Source organism: Streptomyces sp. NPDC002809 (assembly GCF_040295435.1).
GTDB lineage: Bacteria > Actinomycetota > Actinomycetes > Streptomycetales > Streptomycetaceae > Streptomyces.
On record NZ_JBEOVJ010000033.1, the window covers coordinates 18,742 to 36,978 of the forward strand.

The window sequence follows — 18,237 nt, forward strand, 5'->3', positions numbered from 1 at the left end:
CGCTCCCTCACCTGTCACCCTCAGAGAGTTCGGAGACATGTCGGAAAACATCTGGCAGACCGCCGGCAGCCGTGTCGACCACGGCCCGTACCGCCCCGTACACAGGCTGATCGAGGAACAGGCCGACCGGACCCCGGACCGCACCGCGCTGATCCACCGCGGAGCCACCCGGACGACCCTGACGTATGCGGAGTTCGACTCGCTCGCCAACGGCCTGGCCGCCGAACTGACGGCGGCCGGTGTCGGCCCCGGTGCCATGGTGCCCGTCGTCATCGGCAACAGCGTCGAACTGCCGCTGTGCATGGTGGCGCTGATGAAGGCGGGCGCCGCCTTCGCGCTCTGCGACCCGGCCTGGCCGGACGAGCGGCTGCGCTCCGTGCTGGACGAGCTGGACCCGCCGCTGGTGCTCACCTCCGGGCCGCTGGTGTGCACGGACCGGCTGGCGCAGGTCGTCTCGGCCGGGCGGATCACACCGAGCACGGTGCGCCCCGGTCCGACGCCGGGGCCGGAGCAGCCGGTCTACGGGGTGTTCACCTCGGGCACGACGGGGACACCGAAGTGCGCCGTGAACCTGCACGGAGGACTGGCCAACCGCTTCCGCTTCATGTCCCGCTACTTCGGCGCCACCGGCGATGAGGTGGTGCTCCAGAACAGCCGCCACACCTTCGACTCGGCGATCTGGCAGCTGCTGTGGCCGCTGACGACGGGTGGCCGCACCGTCGTACCCGAACAGGGTGAGTTCCTCGACCTGGAGCGGACCGTCGAAACGATCCACCGCCACCGGGTCACCATCACCGACTTCGTCCCGGCCATCCTCGGCATGCTGCTCGCGCTGCTGGAGGCCGAGCCGGACGCGGTGCGCAGGATCGGCTCGCTGCGCCATCTGGTGGTCGGCGGCGAGGAGATCATCCCGCACGCCGTGCACCGGCTGCGCGCGCTGCTCCCCGGGCTCGGGATCACCAATGGCTACGGCCCGTCCGAGACCTCCATCGGCATGGTCTTCCACCGTATCGACGGCGGCGAGGGCGACCACATCCCGCTCGGGCGCCCCATAGACAACTGTTACGTGGTGGTCGCCGACGACCGGCTGCGCCCGCTGCCCGCGGGCGTCACCGGCGAGATCGTCATCGGCGGTGCCTGCGTCGGTGCCGGATACCTGGGCGACCCCGCCCGCACGGCCGAGGTCTTCGTACCCAACCCGTTCCCGGCGATACCCGGCCCCACCCTCTACCGGACCGGTGACCTCGGCTGGTTCGACGCGGCCGGACTGCTGCGCTTCACCGGCCGCCGCGACCGGCAGACCAAGGTGGACGGCGTCCGGATCGAACTGGCCGAGATCGAGACCACCGCCGAGGGCTGCCACGGCGTCATCCAGGCCAAGGCGCTGACCCTCCGTCGGCAGGGACGCACCCGGCTGGTCGTCGCGGCGGCCGCCGAGGAGGGAACCGCACCCGAGGCGCTCCGCGCCCATCTCGTGTCCACGCTGCCGCGCATCCAGGTGCCCCAGCACTGCCTCGTGCTGGAGGCCCTGCCGCTCTCCGACAGCGGCAAGGTCGATCTGCGGGCGCTGCGGCTGCTCGTCGAGGAGAAGCTGGAGTCCGAGGCACGCCCGGGCCTCCGTCCCCTCGGCTCCCTCGCCGAACGCGTCGCCGAGGTGATGCGTACGGTCCTCGGCCTCCCCTCGTTCGGGACGGGAGACGACTTCCTGCGCCGCGGCGGCGACTCACTGGCCGCCCTGAGCGCCCTGCTGCGGATCAGGGAGACCGCGGGGCTGACGGTGGGGCTCGCGGAACTGTACGAGCACCGGACGCCGGACGCGCTGGCTGCGGCGCTGGAGGGCCCGCCCGAGGGAGTCGGGTCCGGCCGGTCCGCGGCGTACGACGGACACCCCGCCGAGGCGGGCAGTGGTGACGCGGCCGCCGTGGCCGCACTGATGGAGCGGGACTCCGCCCTCCCCCACGACCTCGCCGAACTGGCCGCCCGCGCAAAGCGGTTCGCGGGCACGCCGATGGCACTCCCCCCTCGCACCGTCCTGGTCACCGGCGCCACCGGCTTCGTCGGGGCGAGGTCCCTGCACCGGTTGCTGTCGGCCACCCCGGCCCGCGCCGTCTGCGTCGTGCGGGCCGACGACGACGCCCACGCCCGGGACCGGATCGTACGGACGCTGAGCGCCCAGGGGCTGTGGGACGAGTCCCTCGGGGAACGCCTGGAGGCACGCGCCGGCGAACTGGGCGCCCCCCGGTTCGGCTGGACGAGGGAGACCTGGGAGACGTACGCCGCCGGCTGTGACGCCGTGCTGCACATCGGGGCCATGGTCAACTTCCTTCTCGACTACCGGGCCCACCGCGCCGCCAATGTCACCGGCACCGCCGAGGTGCTCCGCTTCGCCCTCTCCGTACGGCCCAAGCCGCTGCACCACGTCTCCACCCTCGGGATCCTCGAACAGCACGCCTCCCGTTCCCCGGGCCGCATCCGGGAGGACTTCGACCCGTCCGCCGCCACCGCACCGAGCAGCGGGTACAGCCGCTCCAAGTGGGTGGCCGAGCGCCTGCTCACCGAGGCCCGCAGACACGGCGCGCCGGTGACGCTCTACCGGCTCGGCGAGGTGATGCCCGCCGCCGACAACGGCGTGCCCAACCCGAAGGCGCTCACCCATCTGCTGCTGTCCTCGGTGCTCCGGCTCGCTGTCCGGCCCGACGTGCCCATGCACTCCGACTACACACCGGTGGACGAGGCGGCCGCCCGGCTGATCGCCGGGCTCGCCGAGCCTTCCGCCGGCGCCGTCTACCACGTCTTCCGGGACGGCAGCGTGGACTTCGCCGCGCTCGCCCCGGCGGGCCCGGACCGTGGGGGCGCTCCGCGTGCGGTGCCGCCCGCGGAGTTCATGGCCGCGCTGCGGGAGAGGGCGGCCGTGGGCGGGGAGCCCGCCGTGACCGTGCTGCACGCTCTCCTGACGGCGCTCCCCGCCACCGGGACGGACGGGGTACCCGACTTCCGGGGGCTGCTGGCGGACAACCCCGGGCTGTTCGCCAAGGAGGCATGCGCCGCCCTGGACGCGCGGCACGGCTTCCGGGAACGGCCGCTGGAGGCGGCCCTGGAGGCCTACCGCGCCACGCTCACCGCCTGAGCAAGGTACGCGGCTACCGCGTACGCCCCTGTGAAACGAGAGGACGACCGTGCACTACCGCACCATGGGACGACTGGGCTGGCAGGTCAGTGAGATCGGCTACGGCATGTGGGGTATCGGCGGAGGCCCCGGAGGGTTCACCGGCTGGGACTACGACGTGGCCCCGGACTGCCTGGATCTCGCGGTCGAGAACGGCTGCACGTTCTTCGACACCGCCTGGGCCTACGGCCGGGGCGTCAGCGAACAGATGCTGGGCGCCCTGCTCCGTCGGCATGCCGACCGCACCGGCAGGGACCGGCTGCGGGTGGCGACCAAGATCCCGCCGCTGAACCGGGAATGGCCACCCGGCCCGGACGACACGCTCGACGACGTCTATCCGCGCACCCACATCCGCGAGTACGTCCACCGCAGCCTGGAGAACTTCGGGACCGACCGGATCGACCTGCTCCAGTTCCATGTCTGGGAGGACCGCTGGAGCGGCGAGGAGAGCTGGCAGCAGGCGGTCGCCGATCTCAAGGCGGAGGGTGTGATCGACGGCTTCGGCATCAGCGTCAACCGCTGGGAACCGGTCAACTGCCTGCGGGCACTGGACACCGGCCTGGTCGACGTCATCCAGGTGATCTACAACATCTTCGACCAGGCACCGGAGGACGAGCTGTTCGCCCGCGCCCTGAGCGACGGCATCGGCATCATCGCCCGCGTCCCCTTCGACGAGGGCGGCCTCACCGGCACCCTCACCCGCGACACCGTCTTCCCCGAGGACGACTGGCGTGCCGTCTACTTCGGCCCGGAGAACCTCGGCCCGACGGTGGAGCGCGCCGAACGGCTGAAGAAGGTACTGCCCGAGGGCATGTCGCTGCCGGAGCTCAGCCTCCGCTTCATCCTGCACCATCCCGCGGTGAGCACGGTCATCCCGGGCATGCGCAGGCCCGAGCACGTGCGCGCCAACCTGGCGGTCTCCGGGGCCGCGCTCGACCCGGCGCTGCTGGACGAAGTGCGCGGCCACCGCTGGGACCGCCGGCCCACAGCGTGGTCGATGTGACCGTCATCGCCCTGTGGGCCCATCCTCGTTCGGTCTCCACGGCGTTCCTGCGCATGATGGTCGAGCGCGGTGACGTCACGGTCGTGCACGAGCCGCTGGTGCTGCTCACCGACCACGGTGAGGTCACCGTCCCCGCCGTCGGCGGCGGGGACGTGGCCGGAGACGCGCAGGAGCGTACGGTCACGGTCCGCACGCCCGCCCAGCTCCTGTCCCAGCTGGCGGAGCTGGGCACCCGGAAGCCGGTCTTCTTCAAGGACACGCTGGAGTACCACCACCAGTACCTCTTCGACCACCCGGAGCTGATCGCCTCCTTCACCCACACCTTCATCGTCCGCGAACCCGCCCGGACGATCGCCTCCCACTACGCGGTCAAGCCCGAACTGGCCTGCCACGAGATCGGCTACGAACACCAGTACGCGCTCTTCGAGCTGGCCTGGAAGGTGACCGGCGAGCGCCCCCTCGTCGTCTCGGCCGAGCACCTGCTGGCCGACCCGCCCGCCGTGGTCGCCGCGTACTGCGAGCGCGTCGGACTGCCCTACCTGCCCGAGGCGTTGACCTGGCAGCCGGGCGAGCGCGCCGAATGGCGGCAGAACGAGCGCTGGCACCGGGACGCGAGCGCCAGCTCGGCCTTCACCGCCCCGGAACGCGAATACGCGGTCACGGTCGAGAACGACACGCGGCTGCGCGGCTTCTACGAGCACCACCTCCCGTACTACGAGCGGCTCATCGCGCACGCCCGCTGAGCCGGAACAAGGAGAGTCCATGACGAGCAGAGCACCGTCCACCCCGGGCGAGCAGTTCGCCGCCGCCTACGTCGCCGACGCCGAGAAGGCCGAGGTGCACTTCCCCTTCACACTCACCGACGTGTTCGAAACGGGCAAGCAGGGACAGCGGCTGACGGCCCGCAACCTCTTCCGCACCCAGCGGGCCGAAACGCAGACCGTGCGCTCCTGGCACGAGACCCGACCGCCCGGCGCCGCGATCCCCGGCGGCGGGGCGAGCCAGGAGCAGCGGCTGCGGGAGGCGTCCTTCCGCTTCTCGCTGGCCGAGTACGGCGTCACGCCGATCACCGCCTGGGTGCAGATACCCGACGGCCTCGCCGACGAGCCGGAGGCCCTGGCCTCGTTCATCGACCGCCGGCTCATGGTGCGGCTCGGCACCGCGGAGAACCGGGCGCTCACCCTCGACGTGCTCCGGCACCCCGATGTGGCGCGGCTGCCGTACCGGGGTTCCTACGTCGACGGGGTGCTCGCCGCCTTCAACGAGATAGAGCAGGCCGGCGGCACCGGCCGCGCCCTGATGGTGAACTCCAGCGACTACTACGCGGAGCTGGTGGGCGCGGGCAGCCTGCTGGGCGACCTCACCCGTGAGGAGGTGAAGATCAGCCGGCACCGCCATCTGGCGCCCGGCTGCGCGCTGGTGGGGGACTTCGCGATGGCCGCGCGACTGCTCGAGTCCGGCCAGTCGGTGATCAAGGTGGCGGAGCCGCCGGAGGGGACCTTCGAGCAGCCGGGCACGGCCGTCTGTGCGCAGGTGTACGAATCCGTCGCGGTCCAGCTGCCGACGCACTTCTTCCACGTGGTGCCCGCCTGACCGGTCGGTGGCGGACCGCGGATGCGGTGCCCGTTTCCCCGGCAGGCCCACGGCTGCCGGGGAACCCGGGCTGCGACGCGGAGGCAGCCCACACCTGGCCGTGAAGTGCCTCAGTCCTCCGGGAGTTCGACCGGGGCGATCTCGTCGAAGACGTCGCCGGGGCCGGGGTTGGTGCCGTCGGTCGCACCGCCGAACTGGGTCATCACGCCCCAGACGGCGTTCAGCGCGGTCTGCACGGCCCCCTCGGCCCAGCCTGCCGTCCAGGAGATGTCGTCGCCCGCCAGGAACAGTCCCCGCTTGTCGGCGGGCAGCCGGTCCTGCATGAAGTGGGTGAACAGCCGCCGCTGGTAGCGGTAGTGGCCGGGCAGGTTGGCCTTGAACGCGCCCATGAAGTAGGGCTCGTTCTCCCAGGAGACGGTCACCGGGTTGCCGGTGATGTGCCCCCGGATGTCCACGTTGGGATAGATCTCGCCGAGCGACTTCAGCATGACGTCCATGCGCTCGGCCGCCGAGAGCGGCAGCCACTTCAGACTGTCGTCGCACCAGGTGTACGAGAGGCAGATGCTGGCCGGCCTGTCGGGTCCGTCGTCGAGGAGGTACGTGCCGCGCGTCATCCGGTCGGTGAGCGTCATCGACATGACGTCGCGCCCGGTGGTCTCGTCCTTGTCCAGCCAGAACGGCCGGTCGACGGGGACGAACAGCTTGGACGACTCCATGTAGTGCGTGCGCTCCATCGCCGTCCAGTGGTCGATCGGGAAGAGCGCGTCGTCGCAGGCGATCTTGGAGAGCAGCAGCCAGGACTGTCCGGTGAAGACGGCCGCCCGGAAGGTGCGGATGTCGCCGGTGGCGTCGGTGACGGTGATCCGGTTCCCGGCGGTGCGGTTCAGCCGCGTCACCGCGGGGCGCGGCTCTCCGTCGTGCAGCGAGGCCAGCGAGGTGCCGAGCGGCCAGTGGACGATCTTCCGCGGTTCGCGGTCCCACAGGCGCAGCGGGAGCTGCTGGCTGCCGCCGACGATGGAGCGGTGGTGGTCGTCCGCCTCGGTGTAGACGACGCGGAGGATCTCCAGGATGGAGTTGGGGAAGTCGGTGTCCCAGCCGCCGGTGCCGAAGCCGACCTGCCCGAAGATCTCGCGGTGGCGGAAGGACTTGAAGGCGTCGGAGTCGCAGAGGAAGCCGTAGAAGGTCTGGTTGTCGAGCTTCTCGACGAGCCGGGCCCAGATCTCCCGGATCCGCGGCACGTCGCGCTCGCGCATCGCCCGGTTCATGTCCGAGAAGTCGGCGCCCTCCTCCAGACAGGCGTTCCAGGCGTCCATCACATCGCGGTAGACCTGCGGGAGGTCGTCGATGGTACTGGCGTAGTGCGACTCGCCCTTCAGGTCGACGACGGTCGACGGGGTGACCGGGGAGAGCGGGTTGGGGAACGGTTTCGTCTCCAGTCCGACCAGGTCGATGTAGTGCTGGAGCGCCGTCGAGGACGGCGGGAAGCGCATCGCGCCCATCTCGGCGGTGAGCGGCTCGCCGTCCGTGGTGCAGCCGTCGAACTCGACGGTGCGCAGCCGTCCGCCGATGCGGTCGGCCTCGTAGACGACGGGCCTGAGCCCCATCTTCATCAGCTCGTAGGCGGTGACGATGCCGGAGAGCCCGCCGCCGATGACGGCGACCTCGCTGCCGTGCTCGGTCGCCGGTATCTGGCCGAGGCCGGCGGGGTGCGCGAGGAAGTCGTCGTACGCGTAGGGGAAGTCCGGCCCGAACATGGTGATCGGCGGGGCTGCGTCGGTGTGCGGGACGGCCGGGGGCACCGTGGACGTCATGGGGTACGGACTCCTTGCGGGTACGGGTGGGGTGAGCGGGGCGGCGTACTCAGACGAGGGAGCCGTACAGACCGGGGCGGCGGTCGCGGAGATAGGGATTGCCGGCCCGGGAGGCGGTCAGCACGCCGGGGTCGACGTCACCGACGACGAGTTCCTCGCCGCGTCCCGCACGGGTGCGGACCGTGCCGTCGGGGCCGGCGAGAGCGCTCAGGCCGACGAATTCGAAGGGACCCTCGGTGCCGGTCCTGTTCACGTAGGCGACGTACAGCTGGTTCTCGAAGGCGCGGACCGGGACGACGGACTCGGCAACGAACGGGAAGGGGTGCATCAGCGCGGTCGGCACCAGCAGGAGATCGGTACCGGCGAGTGCGTGCGCCCGTACGTTCTCCGGGAACTCGACGTCGTAGCAGATCAGCAGCCCGATACGGATGCCGTCGAGCTCGGCCTGGACGACCGGCCGGTCGCCGGGGGTGAACCACCGCTCCTCGAAGTCGCCGAAGAGATGGGTCTTGCGGTAGTTCGCGAGCGCGGTCCCGTCGGGTCCGATGAGCTGGGCGGCGTTGTACAGGGCGTCGCCGTCGCGCTCCGGGTAGCCGTAGTGGACGCCGATCCCGTGCCGGACGGCGATCTCGGCGACGGCCTGTGCGCCGGGTCCGTCGGCGGCCTCGGCCAGCCGGGGCACGTCGTCGCCGATCGCGTACCCGGTCAGGAACATCTCGGGGCAGACCAGCAGCCGGGCACCGCCGGCGGCGGCCCGCCGCGCGGCGTCGTCGAGCAGATCGAGGTTGCCGGCCACCGAGCCCGGAGTTCCGGAGCTCTGGAGCAGGGCGGTGCGCAACGGCGGCATGGCTGACCTCGGACGATGCTGGTGGGCGGGGACGTATTGACGGTACGTTCCGCGATTCCCCCCGGACAAGGCGCGAGTGTTGCGCATCGACCGTCGATCCGTTGCGCGGGATCGGGGGTGCACGGTGATTCATTGCGCGGGAGCCGGGCGGCCCTTCGGGTGCGCTATCCCGGCGACCCCGACGAGTACCGCCGCAGCAGAGGCGAGAGCACCAGCACGGACTTCGTCCGCTCGACGTACGGCTCGCCCGCGATCCGCTCCAGCACCTGCTCGAAGTGGCGCATGTCCGCGGCGAACACCTGGACCAGCGCGTCGGCGTCCCCGGTGACCGTGGACGCCGAGGCGACCTCCGGGTAGCGGGCAAGGCCCTGCTTGATCGACTCCGGCGAGGTGTTGCGGCTGCAGTAGATCTCGATGTACCCCTCGGTCTCCCAGCCGAGCGCCGCCGGATCCACCCGGACCGTGAACCCCGTGATCGCCCCCTCGGCGCGCAGCCGGTCCACCCGGCGTTTCACCGCCGGTGCGGACAGCCCGATGATCGAGCCGATGTCGGCATATGAGCGGCGGGCATCTTCGGCGAGGGCGTGGACGATGCGTTCGTCGAGGTCGTTCAGTCGCACGTCGTACGGGTCACTTCTCTGCGATGGCGAGGGCCTTGGCGCGGCCGGGGCACGGCTGTTCCGGGGGCGGCGGTGCCGCCCCCGGAAGTAGACCATGGGCCCGCCCGGCAGGGCGCGCTCAGCGCAGGTGGCGCCGGGTCGGAAGGGAATCAGGAGGGAGCCGGCGGAGGATCTCCGTCCTCGGCATCGGCAGAGGATCTAGAACGGGAACTGCGAGCGCCCGTGCTGCACGGAGATCCACTTCTGGGTGGTGAAGGCCTCCAGCATCGAGTCGCCGTTCAGCCGCCCGAGCCCGGAGTTCTTCTCGCCGCCGAAGGGGACGATGGGCTCGTCGTGGACCGTGCCGTCGTTGATGTGGATCATGCCGGTGCGGATGCGCTGCCCCACCCGGACGCCGCGCTCGATGTTGCCGGTGTGCACGGCCCCGCTCAGCCCGTACGGGGTGTCGTTGGCGATCCGGACCGCCTCGTCCTCGCCGTCGAACGGCACGAGGAGGGCGACCGGGCCGAAGATCTCCTGGGACAGGACGGGAGAATCGGGCGCCAGGCCGGTGAGGACGGAGGGGCTGACGACGTTCCCGTCGGCGCGTCCGTGCAGCAGCGCCGTCGCGCCGGCCTCGACGGTCTGGTCGACGAGCGCGGCGATGGCCTCGGCCTGGGTCGAGTTGATCAGCGGGCCGATCTGCGTCGCCGGGTCGGCCGGGTCGCCGACGCGCAGGGAGGCGACCTTCGCGACGAACTTCTCGGTGAACTCCTCCTCCACCGCCCGGTCGACGAGGATCCGGTTGGCGGCCATGCAGACCTGGCCCTGGTGCACGTACCGGCTGAAGACCGCGGCGTCGACGGCGTAGTCCACATCCGCGTCGTCGAGCACGATCAGCGCGCTGTTGCCGCCGAGTTCGAGCACGGAACGCTTGAGGTTCGCCGCGCACACCGTCGCGACGTGCCGCCCGACCTTGTCGGAGCCGGTGAAGGAGATGACCCGCGGGACGGGGTGCTCCAGCAGCGCGTCACCGATCTCCGCGATGTCGGTGACGACGACGTTCAGCAGCCCGGCCGGCAGCCCGGCGTCCTCGAACACCTTGGCCACCAGGGTCCCACCGCAGACCGGGGTGTTCTGGTGCGGCTTGAGCACCACGGCGTTGCCCAGCGCCAGGGCCGGGGCCACGGACTTCAGGGACAGCAGGAAGGGGAAGTTGAAGGGGCTGATGACCCCGACCACGCCGACCGGCACCCGGTAGACCCGGTTCTCCTTGCCCGGCGTCGGCGAGGGGAGGATCTGTCCGGTGGAGCGCAGCGCGAGCTGGATCGCCTCGCGGAGGAACTCCTTGGCCAGGTGCAGCTCGAAGGCCGCCTTCAGACGGGTGCCGCCGAGCTCGGCGACGATCGCGTCACCGATCTCGCCCTCGCGCTCCTCGACGACCCGCAGGGCCTTCTCCAGCACCGCTCGCCGGACGTACGGATTGGTGTCCGCCCATGCCCGCTGAGCGGTCTCGGCCGCGCGGTAGGCCTCGTCCACCTCATCGGCCGTGGCGACCGTGATGGAGGCGAGCTTCTCCCCGTCGAACGGGTTGAAGTCGATGATGTCCCAGGACCCCTTGCCCGGCCTCCACTCTCCGTCGATGTACTGATGGGCCAGGTCGGTGAAGAAGGACATGAGATCCCTTACCGCAGAGTGGCGGGCAGCTGATTGAGATTCATATTACTTATTTTTCAACAGAGTTGGTACGCATCTCAGCCCCGCCCGACCACCGTTTTCGGCCATGTACCGCCCCGGCGGGTGCCCGGAAAACACTGGTGCCCCTCCCGGCGTGAACAGCCGGAAGGGGCACGGGTGGTGCGGGGTGCGTCGGTCAGCTCCAGCTGGCGTGCAGCGGCTTGCCCTCCGCGTAACCGGCGGCGCTCTGCACACCGACGACCGCCTTCTCGGCGAACTCCTCGAGGGAGCCCGCACCGGCGTAGGTGCAGGAGGAGCGGACGCCCGCGATGATCGAGTCGACCAGGTCCTCGACGCCGGGACGGGACGGGTCCAGGAACATCCGCGAGGTGGAGATGCCCTCCTCGAAGAGCGCCTTGCGGGCCCGGTCGTACGCCGACTCGTCGGACGTGCGGTTCTTCACGGCGCGCGCGGACGCCATGCCGAAGGACTCCTTGTAGAAGCGGCCGTCGGCGGACTGCTGGAGGTCACCGGGCGACTCGTACGTCCCGGCGAACCAGGAGCCGATCATCACGTTGGAGGCGCCGGCCGCGAGCGCCATGGCCACATCGCGCGGGTGACGGACGCCGCCGTCGGCCCAGACGTGCTTGCCGTACTTCTTCGCCTCCGCGGCGCACTCCAGGACGGCGGAGAACTGGGGCCGTCCCACGCCGGTCATCATCCGGGTGGTGCACATGGCGCCGGGTCCGACGCCGACCTTGATGATGTCGGCGCCGGCTTCGATGAGGTCGCGCACGCCCTCGGCGGCGACAATGTTGCCGGCGACGATCGGCACCTGCGGGTCCAGCGCCCGGACGGCGCGCACCGCACTGATCATGGACTCCTGGTGACCGTGCGCGGTGTCGACGACGAGGGTGTCGGCGCCGGCGTCGAGGAGCTGCTTGGCCTTGCCGGCCACGTCGCCGTTGATGCCGACGGCGGCCGCGATCCGCAGCCTGCCCGCCGCGTCGGTGGCCGGCGTGTAAAGAGTGGCGCGCAGTGCGGCCTTACGGGTGAGGATGCCGACGAGCCGGCCGTCCGCGTCCACCGCGGGGGCGAGCTTGCGGTTGGCGCCGTCGAGCTTGTTGAAGGCGTCGCGCGGGTCGATGTCCGCGTCCAGCAGCACCAGGTCCTTCGACATGACCTCGGAGAGCTGGGTGAAGCGGTCGACCCCGGTCAGGTCGTGGTCGGTGACCACGCCGACGGGACGCCGCTCGCCGTCGACGACGACCCCGGCGCCATGGGCGCGCTTGGGCAGCAGCGACAGGGCATCGGCAACCGTCTGGCCGGGGGCCAGCACGATAGGGGTGTCGAGCACGAGGTGGCGCGTTTTCACCCAGCTGATGACCTCGGTGACGACCTCGATCGGGATGTCCTGCGGGATGACGACGAGCCCACCGCGACGGGCGATGGTTTCGGCCATCCGGCGGCCCGCGATGGCCGTCATGTTCGCGACGACGAGCGGGATCGTGGTGCCGGTGCCGTCGGGCGAGGACAGGTCGACACCTTGGCGGGATCCGACCGCCGACCTGCCCGGAACCATGAAGACATCGTCGTACGTGAGGTCGTACGGGACCGAAGGGGACTCTGTGTATCGACCGGTGCCGGGCTCAAGAAAACGCATAACACTCATTTTTTCATACGAAATGACGCAGGTCGCTTCCACGAAGACACAGCAAACGACTCCCGCCTTCGTATGTTCCTCCAAGGAACAGGATCGGGAGTCCCGGGCAAGTGGAACCTGCCTTGCGCACAGACCCTACCCGAGGGGCCTGCGAATCATTCGTGATCATCATCCCTGGACCTGGTGACTGGGGGTCAGGTAGCTTCAAACGCGCAGGTCCCGCGGGTCACCCAACACCCCGGAGCATCGGGCGGAGTCGTCACAACTCCCGCCACACGTACGACCGGAGAGGATGACGACTCACCCGTGGAGAGCGAACTTCCGGACATCTACTGCCCGTTCCCCCGGCGGACGAACCCGCACGTCGCGCACGTACGGGACCATCTCGACAGCTGGACCCGCAACACCGGCCTGGTGCACCGTGATTCAGCCAGGGACCGCTTCGAGCAGGCGGACTTCGGAGCCTTCGTCGGCATGGTCTACCCGGCTGCCGACAGCAAGAATCTGGACCTCGTCGCCGACTGGTTCGTCTGGCTGTTTCTCGTCGACGACCAACTGGACGACGGACACCTGGGCCGCAGCCCGGACCGCGTACGGGACGTCGTCGCGCTGATGCAGTCCGTGGTCGAGGGCTCCGGCACGGGCACCCTGGCCGACGAACGGCTGCCGGCCGCGGTCGTCGCCCTCACCGACCTGTGGCAACGCACGACGCCGGCCGCGGCGGCGCACTGGCGGCGGCGCTTCGCCTGGCACCTGATCACCTACCTCACGACGGCCACCACCTGGGAGGCCGGGAACCGCGCGGACGGCGTGGTCCCGTCCGAGGCGACGTACATCGAGAAGCGCCGCCACACGGGCGCGATACACGTCTGCATGGATCTGATAGAGATCGTGGCCGGCATCGAGGCACCCGAGTCGATCCACAACGACCCGCGCTTCATCATCGCGCTCGAAGCCTCGTGCAACGTCGTGTGCTGGGCCAACGACGTCTACTCGTACGAGAAGGAACAGGTGCTCGGCGAGATCCACAACCTCGTCCATCTCGTCCGGCATCACCGCGGCTACGGCAAGCAGCAGGCACTGGAACACGTCTGCGCGGAGATCGCCACCGAGACCGAGCGCTTCCTGACCGCGGAGACCGAGCTGCTGACCGCGTACCCGCAGCTCGCCTGGATGCTGCAGCCGTATCTGGACGGGATGCGGAGCTGGATGCGCGGGAACCTCGACTGGTCCCGGCAGACGCCGCGCTACAACCCGGCCGACGTCAGCCAGTACAAGGAGCCCGCACAGTATCTGGAGGCGACCGTCCTGGGCGTCGGGCAGGACTGACAGGGGCGAACACGGCGGAAGGGGCGGGCGGTGTCATCACCGCCCGCCCCCTTCCGCCGTGTTCCGGGTCAGTCCCCGTCCGGGTCGGCCCGCTCCAGTGCGGGCCTGCGCGGCGCGGCCGAGTCCGTCAGCAGGTAGTCGGCTGCAGCGGTGTCGGTCACCAGGCTGGTGACGAGACCGGACCGCAGCACCGCTCCGATCGCCGCGGCCTTGCGCTGGCCTCCGGCGATCGCCACCACCTCGGCGATCCGGCGCAGCCGGTCCGCCTCGACGGTGATGCAGCGCTCGCCGAGGTCGCGGCCGACCCGCCGTCCGTCCGCGTCGAAGAGGTGGGCCGACATCTCGGCGGCGACGCCGAGCGAGGCGTAGTGCTCACGCTCCTCGTCGGAGAGCATGTCGTGGACGGTGGAGATCCCGGGCTCCCAGGAGCCGATGGAGACGGCGGCGACGGTCACCTTGTCGAAGTACTCGAAGGCGCGCGCGATGCCCGTCTGGTGGCGCAGCGCGGCGGCCGTCGCCGGGTCGGGGAGCAGCATCGGCGCATAGATCGGGTGGGCCTCACCACCGGAAACCTGCGCGGCCCGCCGGACGGCTTCGACCGAGCCGCGCTCGGCCGTTCCCGCGTCGTACACCCCGGTGAGCTGCACGACCGTGCAGGGCGGCAGCCGGTCCAGGGCCGCCGCCATGTGAATGGTGGACCGCCCCCAGGCGAGGCCGAGCACATCGCCCTCGTTCACCAGTTCACCGAGCAGGTCTGCCGCGACCTCGCCCAGGTTCTCCGGGTCGGCTGCGTCGTCCTGCTCCTCCGCCGGGGACTCGACCACGACCGCGTGGCGAAGCCCGTAGCGGGCGCGGAGCGCGTCGGAGCGCTCGGCGTCCAGCTCGGCGGGGACCCGGATCTCGATCCGTACGAGGTCACGTTCCAGGGCCGTCTCCAGGACCCGGGCCACTTTGAAGCGGCTGACGCCGAATTCCTCGGCGATCTGGATCTTGGATTTGCCCTCGAGGTAGAAGCGGCGGGCCATGGCCGCCGCCTGCACCAGCTCCGCGGGCCCCATCCGCAGGGCGGACCGGCCCGCCGACATTGCAGACACCGCGTTCTCCTCACTGCTGTTCACGCTCTCGATACGCCGTTCATCCTGTCAGATACGGCGATCCTTGATCGGTCCCGTCGGACCGCGTTCATCTGCACTTGGCCTGGCCGCCCTGCAATCGGGGGCCGGAGCGGGTGTCTGCGCCGTCACCGGCGTCAGTGGCCGCACGCCCACCCCGCCGAGGCGATGGCCCCGTCGGCCTTGGCGCGCAGGGCACGGACGGCTTCGGCCGGGTCCTTGGCGCCGTACACGGCGGAACCCGCGACGAAGACGTCGGCCCCCGCCTCCGCGCACCGCTCGATCGTGGACTCGGAGACGCCCCCGTCGACCTGGAGCCACAGCTCGAGTCCGTGCTTGGAGATCAGCTCACGGGTGCGTCGGATCTTCGGCAGCATGATGTCGAGGAAGGCCTGGCCCCCGAAGCCGGGCTCCACCGTCATGATCAACAGCATGTCCAGCTCGGGGAGCAGGTCCTCGTACGGCTCGATGGGCGTCGCCGGCTTGAGCGCCATGGACGCGCGGGCGCCCTTGGCCCGGATCTCCCGCGCGAGCCGGACGGGGGCCGCGGCGGCCTCCGCGTGGAAGGTGACGGAGCCCGCCCCCGCCTCGACGTACTGCGGGGCCCAGCGGTCCGCGTCCTCGATCATCAGATGGCAGTCCAGCGGCGTGCTGGTGGCCCTGCTGAGCGATTCCACGATCGGGATGCCGAGCGTCAGATTGGGCACGAAGTGGTTGTCCATGACATCGACATGGAGCCAGTCGGCGCCGTCCACAGCCTGCGCCTCCTCGGCGAGACGTGCGAAGTCGGCGGAGAGAATACTGGGGTTGATCTGGGCCATGGGGCCAAGCCTGCCATGTTCTGCGGCACTTCCCCGCTTCGGTGCGCTCCAAAGCCTCACGGGAACATTACAGTTCGCACATTCCCGGCCTTTTCGCCCCTGCCCCGGCCTCCCGGAACTCTCCCCGAACTCTGCCGGGGCCCTCCCGGGGCGATCAGGCGGTTCGCCGCAGCAGGGCCAGGTACATCGCGTCGGTGCCGTGCAGGTGCGGCCAGAGCTGGACGTCCGGTCCGTCGCCCAGGGCGGGCACTCCGGGCATCAGCGGGCGGGCGTCCACCCACTCGGCCTCGACGGGTGCGCCGCCGCGGCCCTTGAGGACGTCCTCGACGACCACCCGGGTCTCCGCGAGGTGCGGCGAGCACGTCGCGTATCCGACGACGCCGCCGATCCGTACGGCCTTCAGCGCCTCGCGCAGCAGTCCGCGCTGGAGGGGGGCGAAGCTCTCCAGGTCCTCCTTGCGACGGCGCCAACGGGCCTCCGGACGGCGGCGCAGAGCGCCGAGGCCCGAGCACGGGACGTCCATCAGGATCCGGTCGAAGGTGTCGGGCAGCCACGGCGGACGGGTGCCGTCGGCGGTGATCACCTGGTACGGGCCGGGGTTGCCGGCCAGCGAGCGTTCGACGAGGCGGGCCCGGTGGGGCTGCTTCTCGGCGGCCAGCAGTGCGGCGCCGCGGCCGGCGGCGAGGGCCGCCAGCAGTGCGGCCTTGCCGCCGGGGCCGGCGCAGCCGTCGAGCCAGCGGGTGTCGCGGCCCTCCAGCGGAGCGTTGGCGAGGGCGGCGGCGACGAGCTGGCTGCCCTCGTCCTGGACACCGGCCCGGCCGTCCTGCACGGCGCTCAGGGCGCCGGGCTCGCCGCCCTCGGCCATCCGCACGGCGTACGGGGACCAGCGGCCCGGGAGGCCGTTCTCCTCACCGAGGGCGTCCAGCAGTTCATCGGTGGTGGAGCGTCCGGGGCGGGCGACCAGAGTCACCTCGGGCCGCTCGTTGTCGGCTTCGAGGAGGTCCTCGATGCCCGCGCGGCCGCCGCCCAGCGCGTCCCAGAGCGCCGAGACGACCCACCGGGGATGCGAGTGCACGACCGCCAGGTGGTCCTCGGCGTCGTCCTCGTACGAGGGGGCGACCCGCGCCACCCAGCCGTCGAGGTCGTCCGCCGACACCTTGCGCAGAACGGCGTTGACGAACTTGGCGCGCCCCTCGCCGAGCACCACCCGGGCCAGCTCCACGCTCGCGGAGACCGCGGCGTGGGTCGGGATGCGGGTGCCGAGCAGCTGGTGCACGCCCATGTTCAGTACGTCGAGCACCGGCGGGTCGACCTCGACCAGCGGCCGGTCGATACAGGCGGCGACGATCGCGTCGTACGTGCCCTGGCGGCGCAGCGTCCCGTAGACCAGCTCGGTCGCCAGCGCCGCGTCCCGGTTGTCGAAGTCGCCCTTGGCCCGGGCCTTCTTCAGCAGCGGGGGCAGAACCAGGTTGGCGTACGCGTCGCGTTCGTCGACGGCCCTGAGGGCCTCGAAGGCGAGGAACCGGACCGGGTCCTTCTGCGGGCGGCGGTGCGGCTTGGCGGGACGGCGACGCGGCTGGTCGTTCACTGTGAAAGGTGCTCCGCTGATGGTGAGAGGGCGAACCCTCCCAGCCTACGTCCCCGTCCCGGCCCGCCGGTCCGCGAGAGACCTCAGATCCCCACGAGCTCGCCCGGGACGATGCGCACCCCGCGCGCCCAGTCCGCGGCGCGCATCGGCTTCTTGCCCTGCGGCTGGACCCAGAGCAGCTCGATCGCATGCGATCCGGTGCCCACGTACACGTTGTTCTTGGCCGCTGACAGCTCGCCGGGCGCCAGATCGGCCCGGTCCACGACGGGCACCGCCTGGATCAGCTTGAGGCGCTCCCCGCGGAAGAGGGTCCAGGCTCCGGGGGCCGGAGTGCAGCCCCGGACCACCCGGTCGACGCGCAGGGCGGGCTCCGACCACTGGACCTGGGCGTCCTCGACGGTGATCTTCGGTGCGAGGGTGATGCCATCGGCGGGCTGCGGCACGGCGTGCAGGGTGCCGTCCTCGATGCCGTCCATCGTCGCGGCGAGCAGCCCGGAGCCCGCGAACGCCAGCCGGGTCAGCAGATCGCCGCTGGTGTCGGTGGGCCGCACCTCTTCGGTGAGGACGCCGTAGACCGGCCCGGAGTCGAGCCCCTCCTCGATGAGGAAGGTCGAGGCCCCCGTCACCTCGTCGCCCGCCATGACGGCGTGCTGGACGGGCGCGGCGCCACGCCAGGCGGGCAGCAGCGAGAAGTGGAGGTTGACCCAGCCGCGGGCCGGGATGTCGAGTGCGGTCTTGGGCAGCAGCGCACCGTAGGCGACGACGGGGCAGCAGTCGGGCGCGATCTCCCGGAGCCGCGCCAGGAAGTCCTCGTCCCGCGGCCTGGCCGGCTTGAGCACCTCGATACCGGCCTCCTCGGCGCGCTCGGCGACGGGACTGGCCACCAGTCGGCGACCGCGCCCCGCGGGTGCGTCGGGCCTGGTGACGACGGCGGCCACCTCATGGCGATCGGAGGCGATCAGTGCGTCCAGTGCGGGTACGGCTACCTCGGGGGTGCCTGCGAAGACGAGCTTCATGGGTGGCTGACT

General features: G+C 71.0%; 14 protein-coding genes. 5 read left to right on the plus strand and 9 right to left on the minus strand.

Features of this window, described 5'->3' with window-relative positions; all coding sequences use genetic code 11:
- Positions 1–37 precede the first annotated feature (37 nt).
- From ABT025_RS20585 to ABT025_RS20600, 4 genes are read left to right on the plus strand one after another with little or no spacing between them, the layout of a single operon-like run.
- A complete protein-coding gene (locus ABT025_RS20585) occupies positions 38–3,127 on the plus strand; it encodes an amino acid adenylation domain-containing protein (protein ID WP_350996203.1) in 3,090 nt (1,029 codons plus the stop codon).
- Positions 3,128–3,176: 49 nt separating this feature from the next.
- Positions 3,177–4,169: an aldo/keto reductase gene (locus ABT025_RS20590; RefSeq protein WP_350996206.1), complete on the plus strand. Its 993-nt coding sequence runs from the start codon at positions 3,177–3,179 to the stop codon at positions 4,167–4,169.
- Positions 4,166–4,912 (plus strand): sulfotransferase-like domain-containing protein, encoded by a 747-nt coding sequence (locus ABT025_RS20595; protein WP_350996214.1) that lies wholly within the window; start codon positions 4,166–4,168, stop codon positions 4,910–4,912. The genes ABT025_RS20590 and ABT025_RS20595 overlap by 4 nt, the downstream gene beginning before the upstream one ends.
- A 19-nt stretch (positions 4,913–4,931) precedes the next feature.
- Entirely contained in the window at positions 4,932–5,762 is an 831-nt protein-coding gene (locus ABT025_RS20600; RefSeq protein ID WP_350996217.1) for a family 3 encapsulin nanocompartment shell protein, read from the plus strand.
- Positions 5,763–5,872: 110 nt separating this feature from the next.
- On the opposite strand, the gene ABT025_RS20605 is transcribed toward ABT025_RS20600, so the two are convergent.
- The 5 genes from ABT025_RS20605 to ABT025_RS20625 form a co-directional block, all read right to left on the minus strand.
- Positions 5,873–7,573 carry a flavin monoamine oxidase family protein gene (locus ABT025_RS20605; RefSeq protein WP_350996220.1) on the minus strand — a complete coding sequence of 567 codons (1,701 nt, stop codon included), beginning with the start codon at positions 7,571–7,573 and terminating at the stop codon, positions 5,873–5,875.
- Between the two features lie 49 nt (positions 7,574–7,622).
- On the minus strand, positions 7,623–8,420 hold the full coding sequence (locus tag ABT025_RS20610) for a carbon-nitrogen hydrolase family protein (RefSeq protein ID WP_350996223.1): 798 nt from the start codon (positions 8,418–8,420) through the stop codon (positions 7,623–7,625).
- A gap of 164 nt (positions 8,421–8,584) precedes the next feature.
- Positions 8,585–9,040 (minus strand): Lrp/AsnC family transcriptional regulator, encoded by a 456-nt coding sequence (locus ABT025_RS20615; protein ID WP_018103925.1) that lies wholly within the window; start codon positions 9,038–9,040, stop codon positions 8,585–8,587.
- Positions 9,041–9,238: 198 nt separating this feature from the next.
- Entirely contained in the window at positions 9,239–10,696 is a 1,458-nt protein-coding gene (locus ABT025_RS20620; protein ID WP_350996227.1) for an aldehyde dehydrogenase family protein, read from the minus strand.
- A gap of 196 nt (positions 10,697–10,892) precedes the next feature.
- The gene (locus ABT025_RS20625) at positions 10,893–12,359 is read right to left on the minus strand and encodes a GuaB1 family IMP dehydrogenase-related protein (RefSeq protein WP_350996230.1); all 1,467 of its coding nucleotides are present in this window, start codon (positions 12,357–12,359) and stop codon (positions 10,893–10,895) included.
- A 306-nt stretch (positions 12,360–12,665) separates the two neighbouring features.
- Between ABT025_RS20625 and ABT025_RS20630 the strand changes: the two genes are divergently transcribed.
- Complete coding sequence (locus ABT025_RS20630; RefSeq protein ID WP_350996233.1) at positions 12,666–13,688, plus strand: terpene synthase family protein; 1,023 nt, start codon at positions 12,666–12,668, stop codon at positions 13,686–13,688.
- A gap of 68 nt (positions 13,689–13,756) precedes the next feature.
- Here ABT025_RS20630 and ABT025_RS20635 read toward each other — a convergent pair whose 3' ends face one another.
- From ABT025_RS20635 to fmt, 4 genes are all read right to left on the minus strand, one after another.
- Positions 13,757–14,773, minus strand: coding sequence for a sugar-binding transcriptional regulator (locus ABT025_RS20635; protein ID WP_350996330.1), 1,017 nt, complete (start codon positions 14,771–14,773; stop codon positions 13,757–13,759).
- Between the two features lie 164 nt (positions 14,774–14,937).
- Positions 14,938–15,621 carry a ribulose-phosphate 3-epimerase gene (gene rpe, locus ABT025_RS20640; RefSeq protein WP_350996236.1) on the minus strand — a complete coding sequence of 228 codons (684 nt, stop codon included), beginning with the start codon at positions 15,619–15,621 and terminating at the stop codon, positions 14,938–14,940.
- A gap of 154 nt (positions 15,622–15,775) precedes the next feature.
- The gene (locus tag ABT025_RS20645) at positions 15,776–17,209 is read right to left on the minus strand and encodes an RsmB/NOP family class I SAM-dependent RNA methyltransferase (RefSeq protein WP_350996238.1); all 1,434 of its coding nucleotides are present in this window, start codon (positions 17,207–17,209) and stop codon (positions 15,776–15,778) included.
- An 83-nt stretch (positions 17,210–17,292) separates the two neighbouring features.
- Positions 17,293–18,225, minus strand: coding sequence for a methionyl-tRNA formyltransferase (gene fmt, locus ABT025_RS20650; protein ID WP_350996241.1), 933 nt, complete (start codon positions 18,223–18,225; stop codon positions 17,293–17,295).
- Positions 18,226–18,237 lie beyond the last annotated feature (12 nt).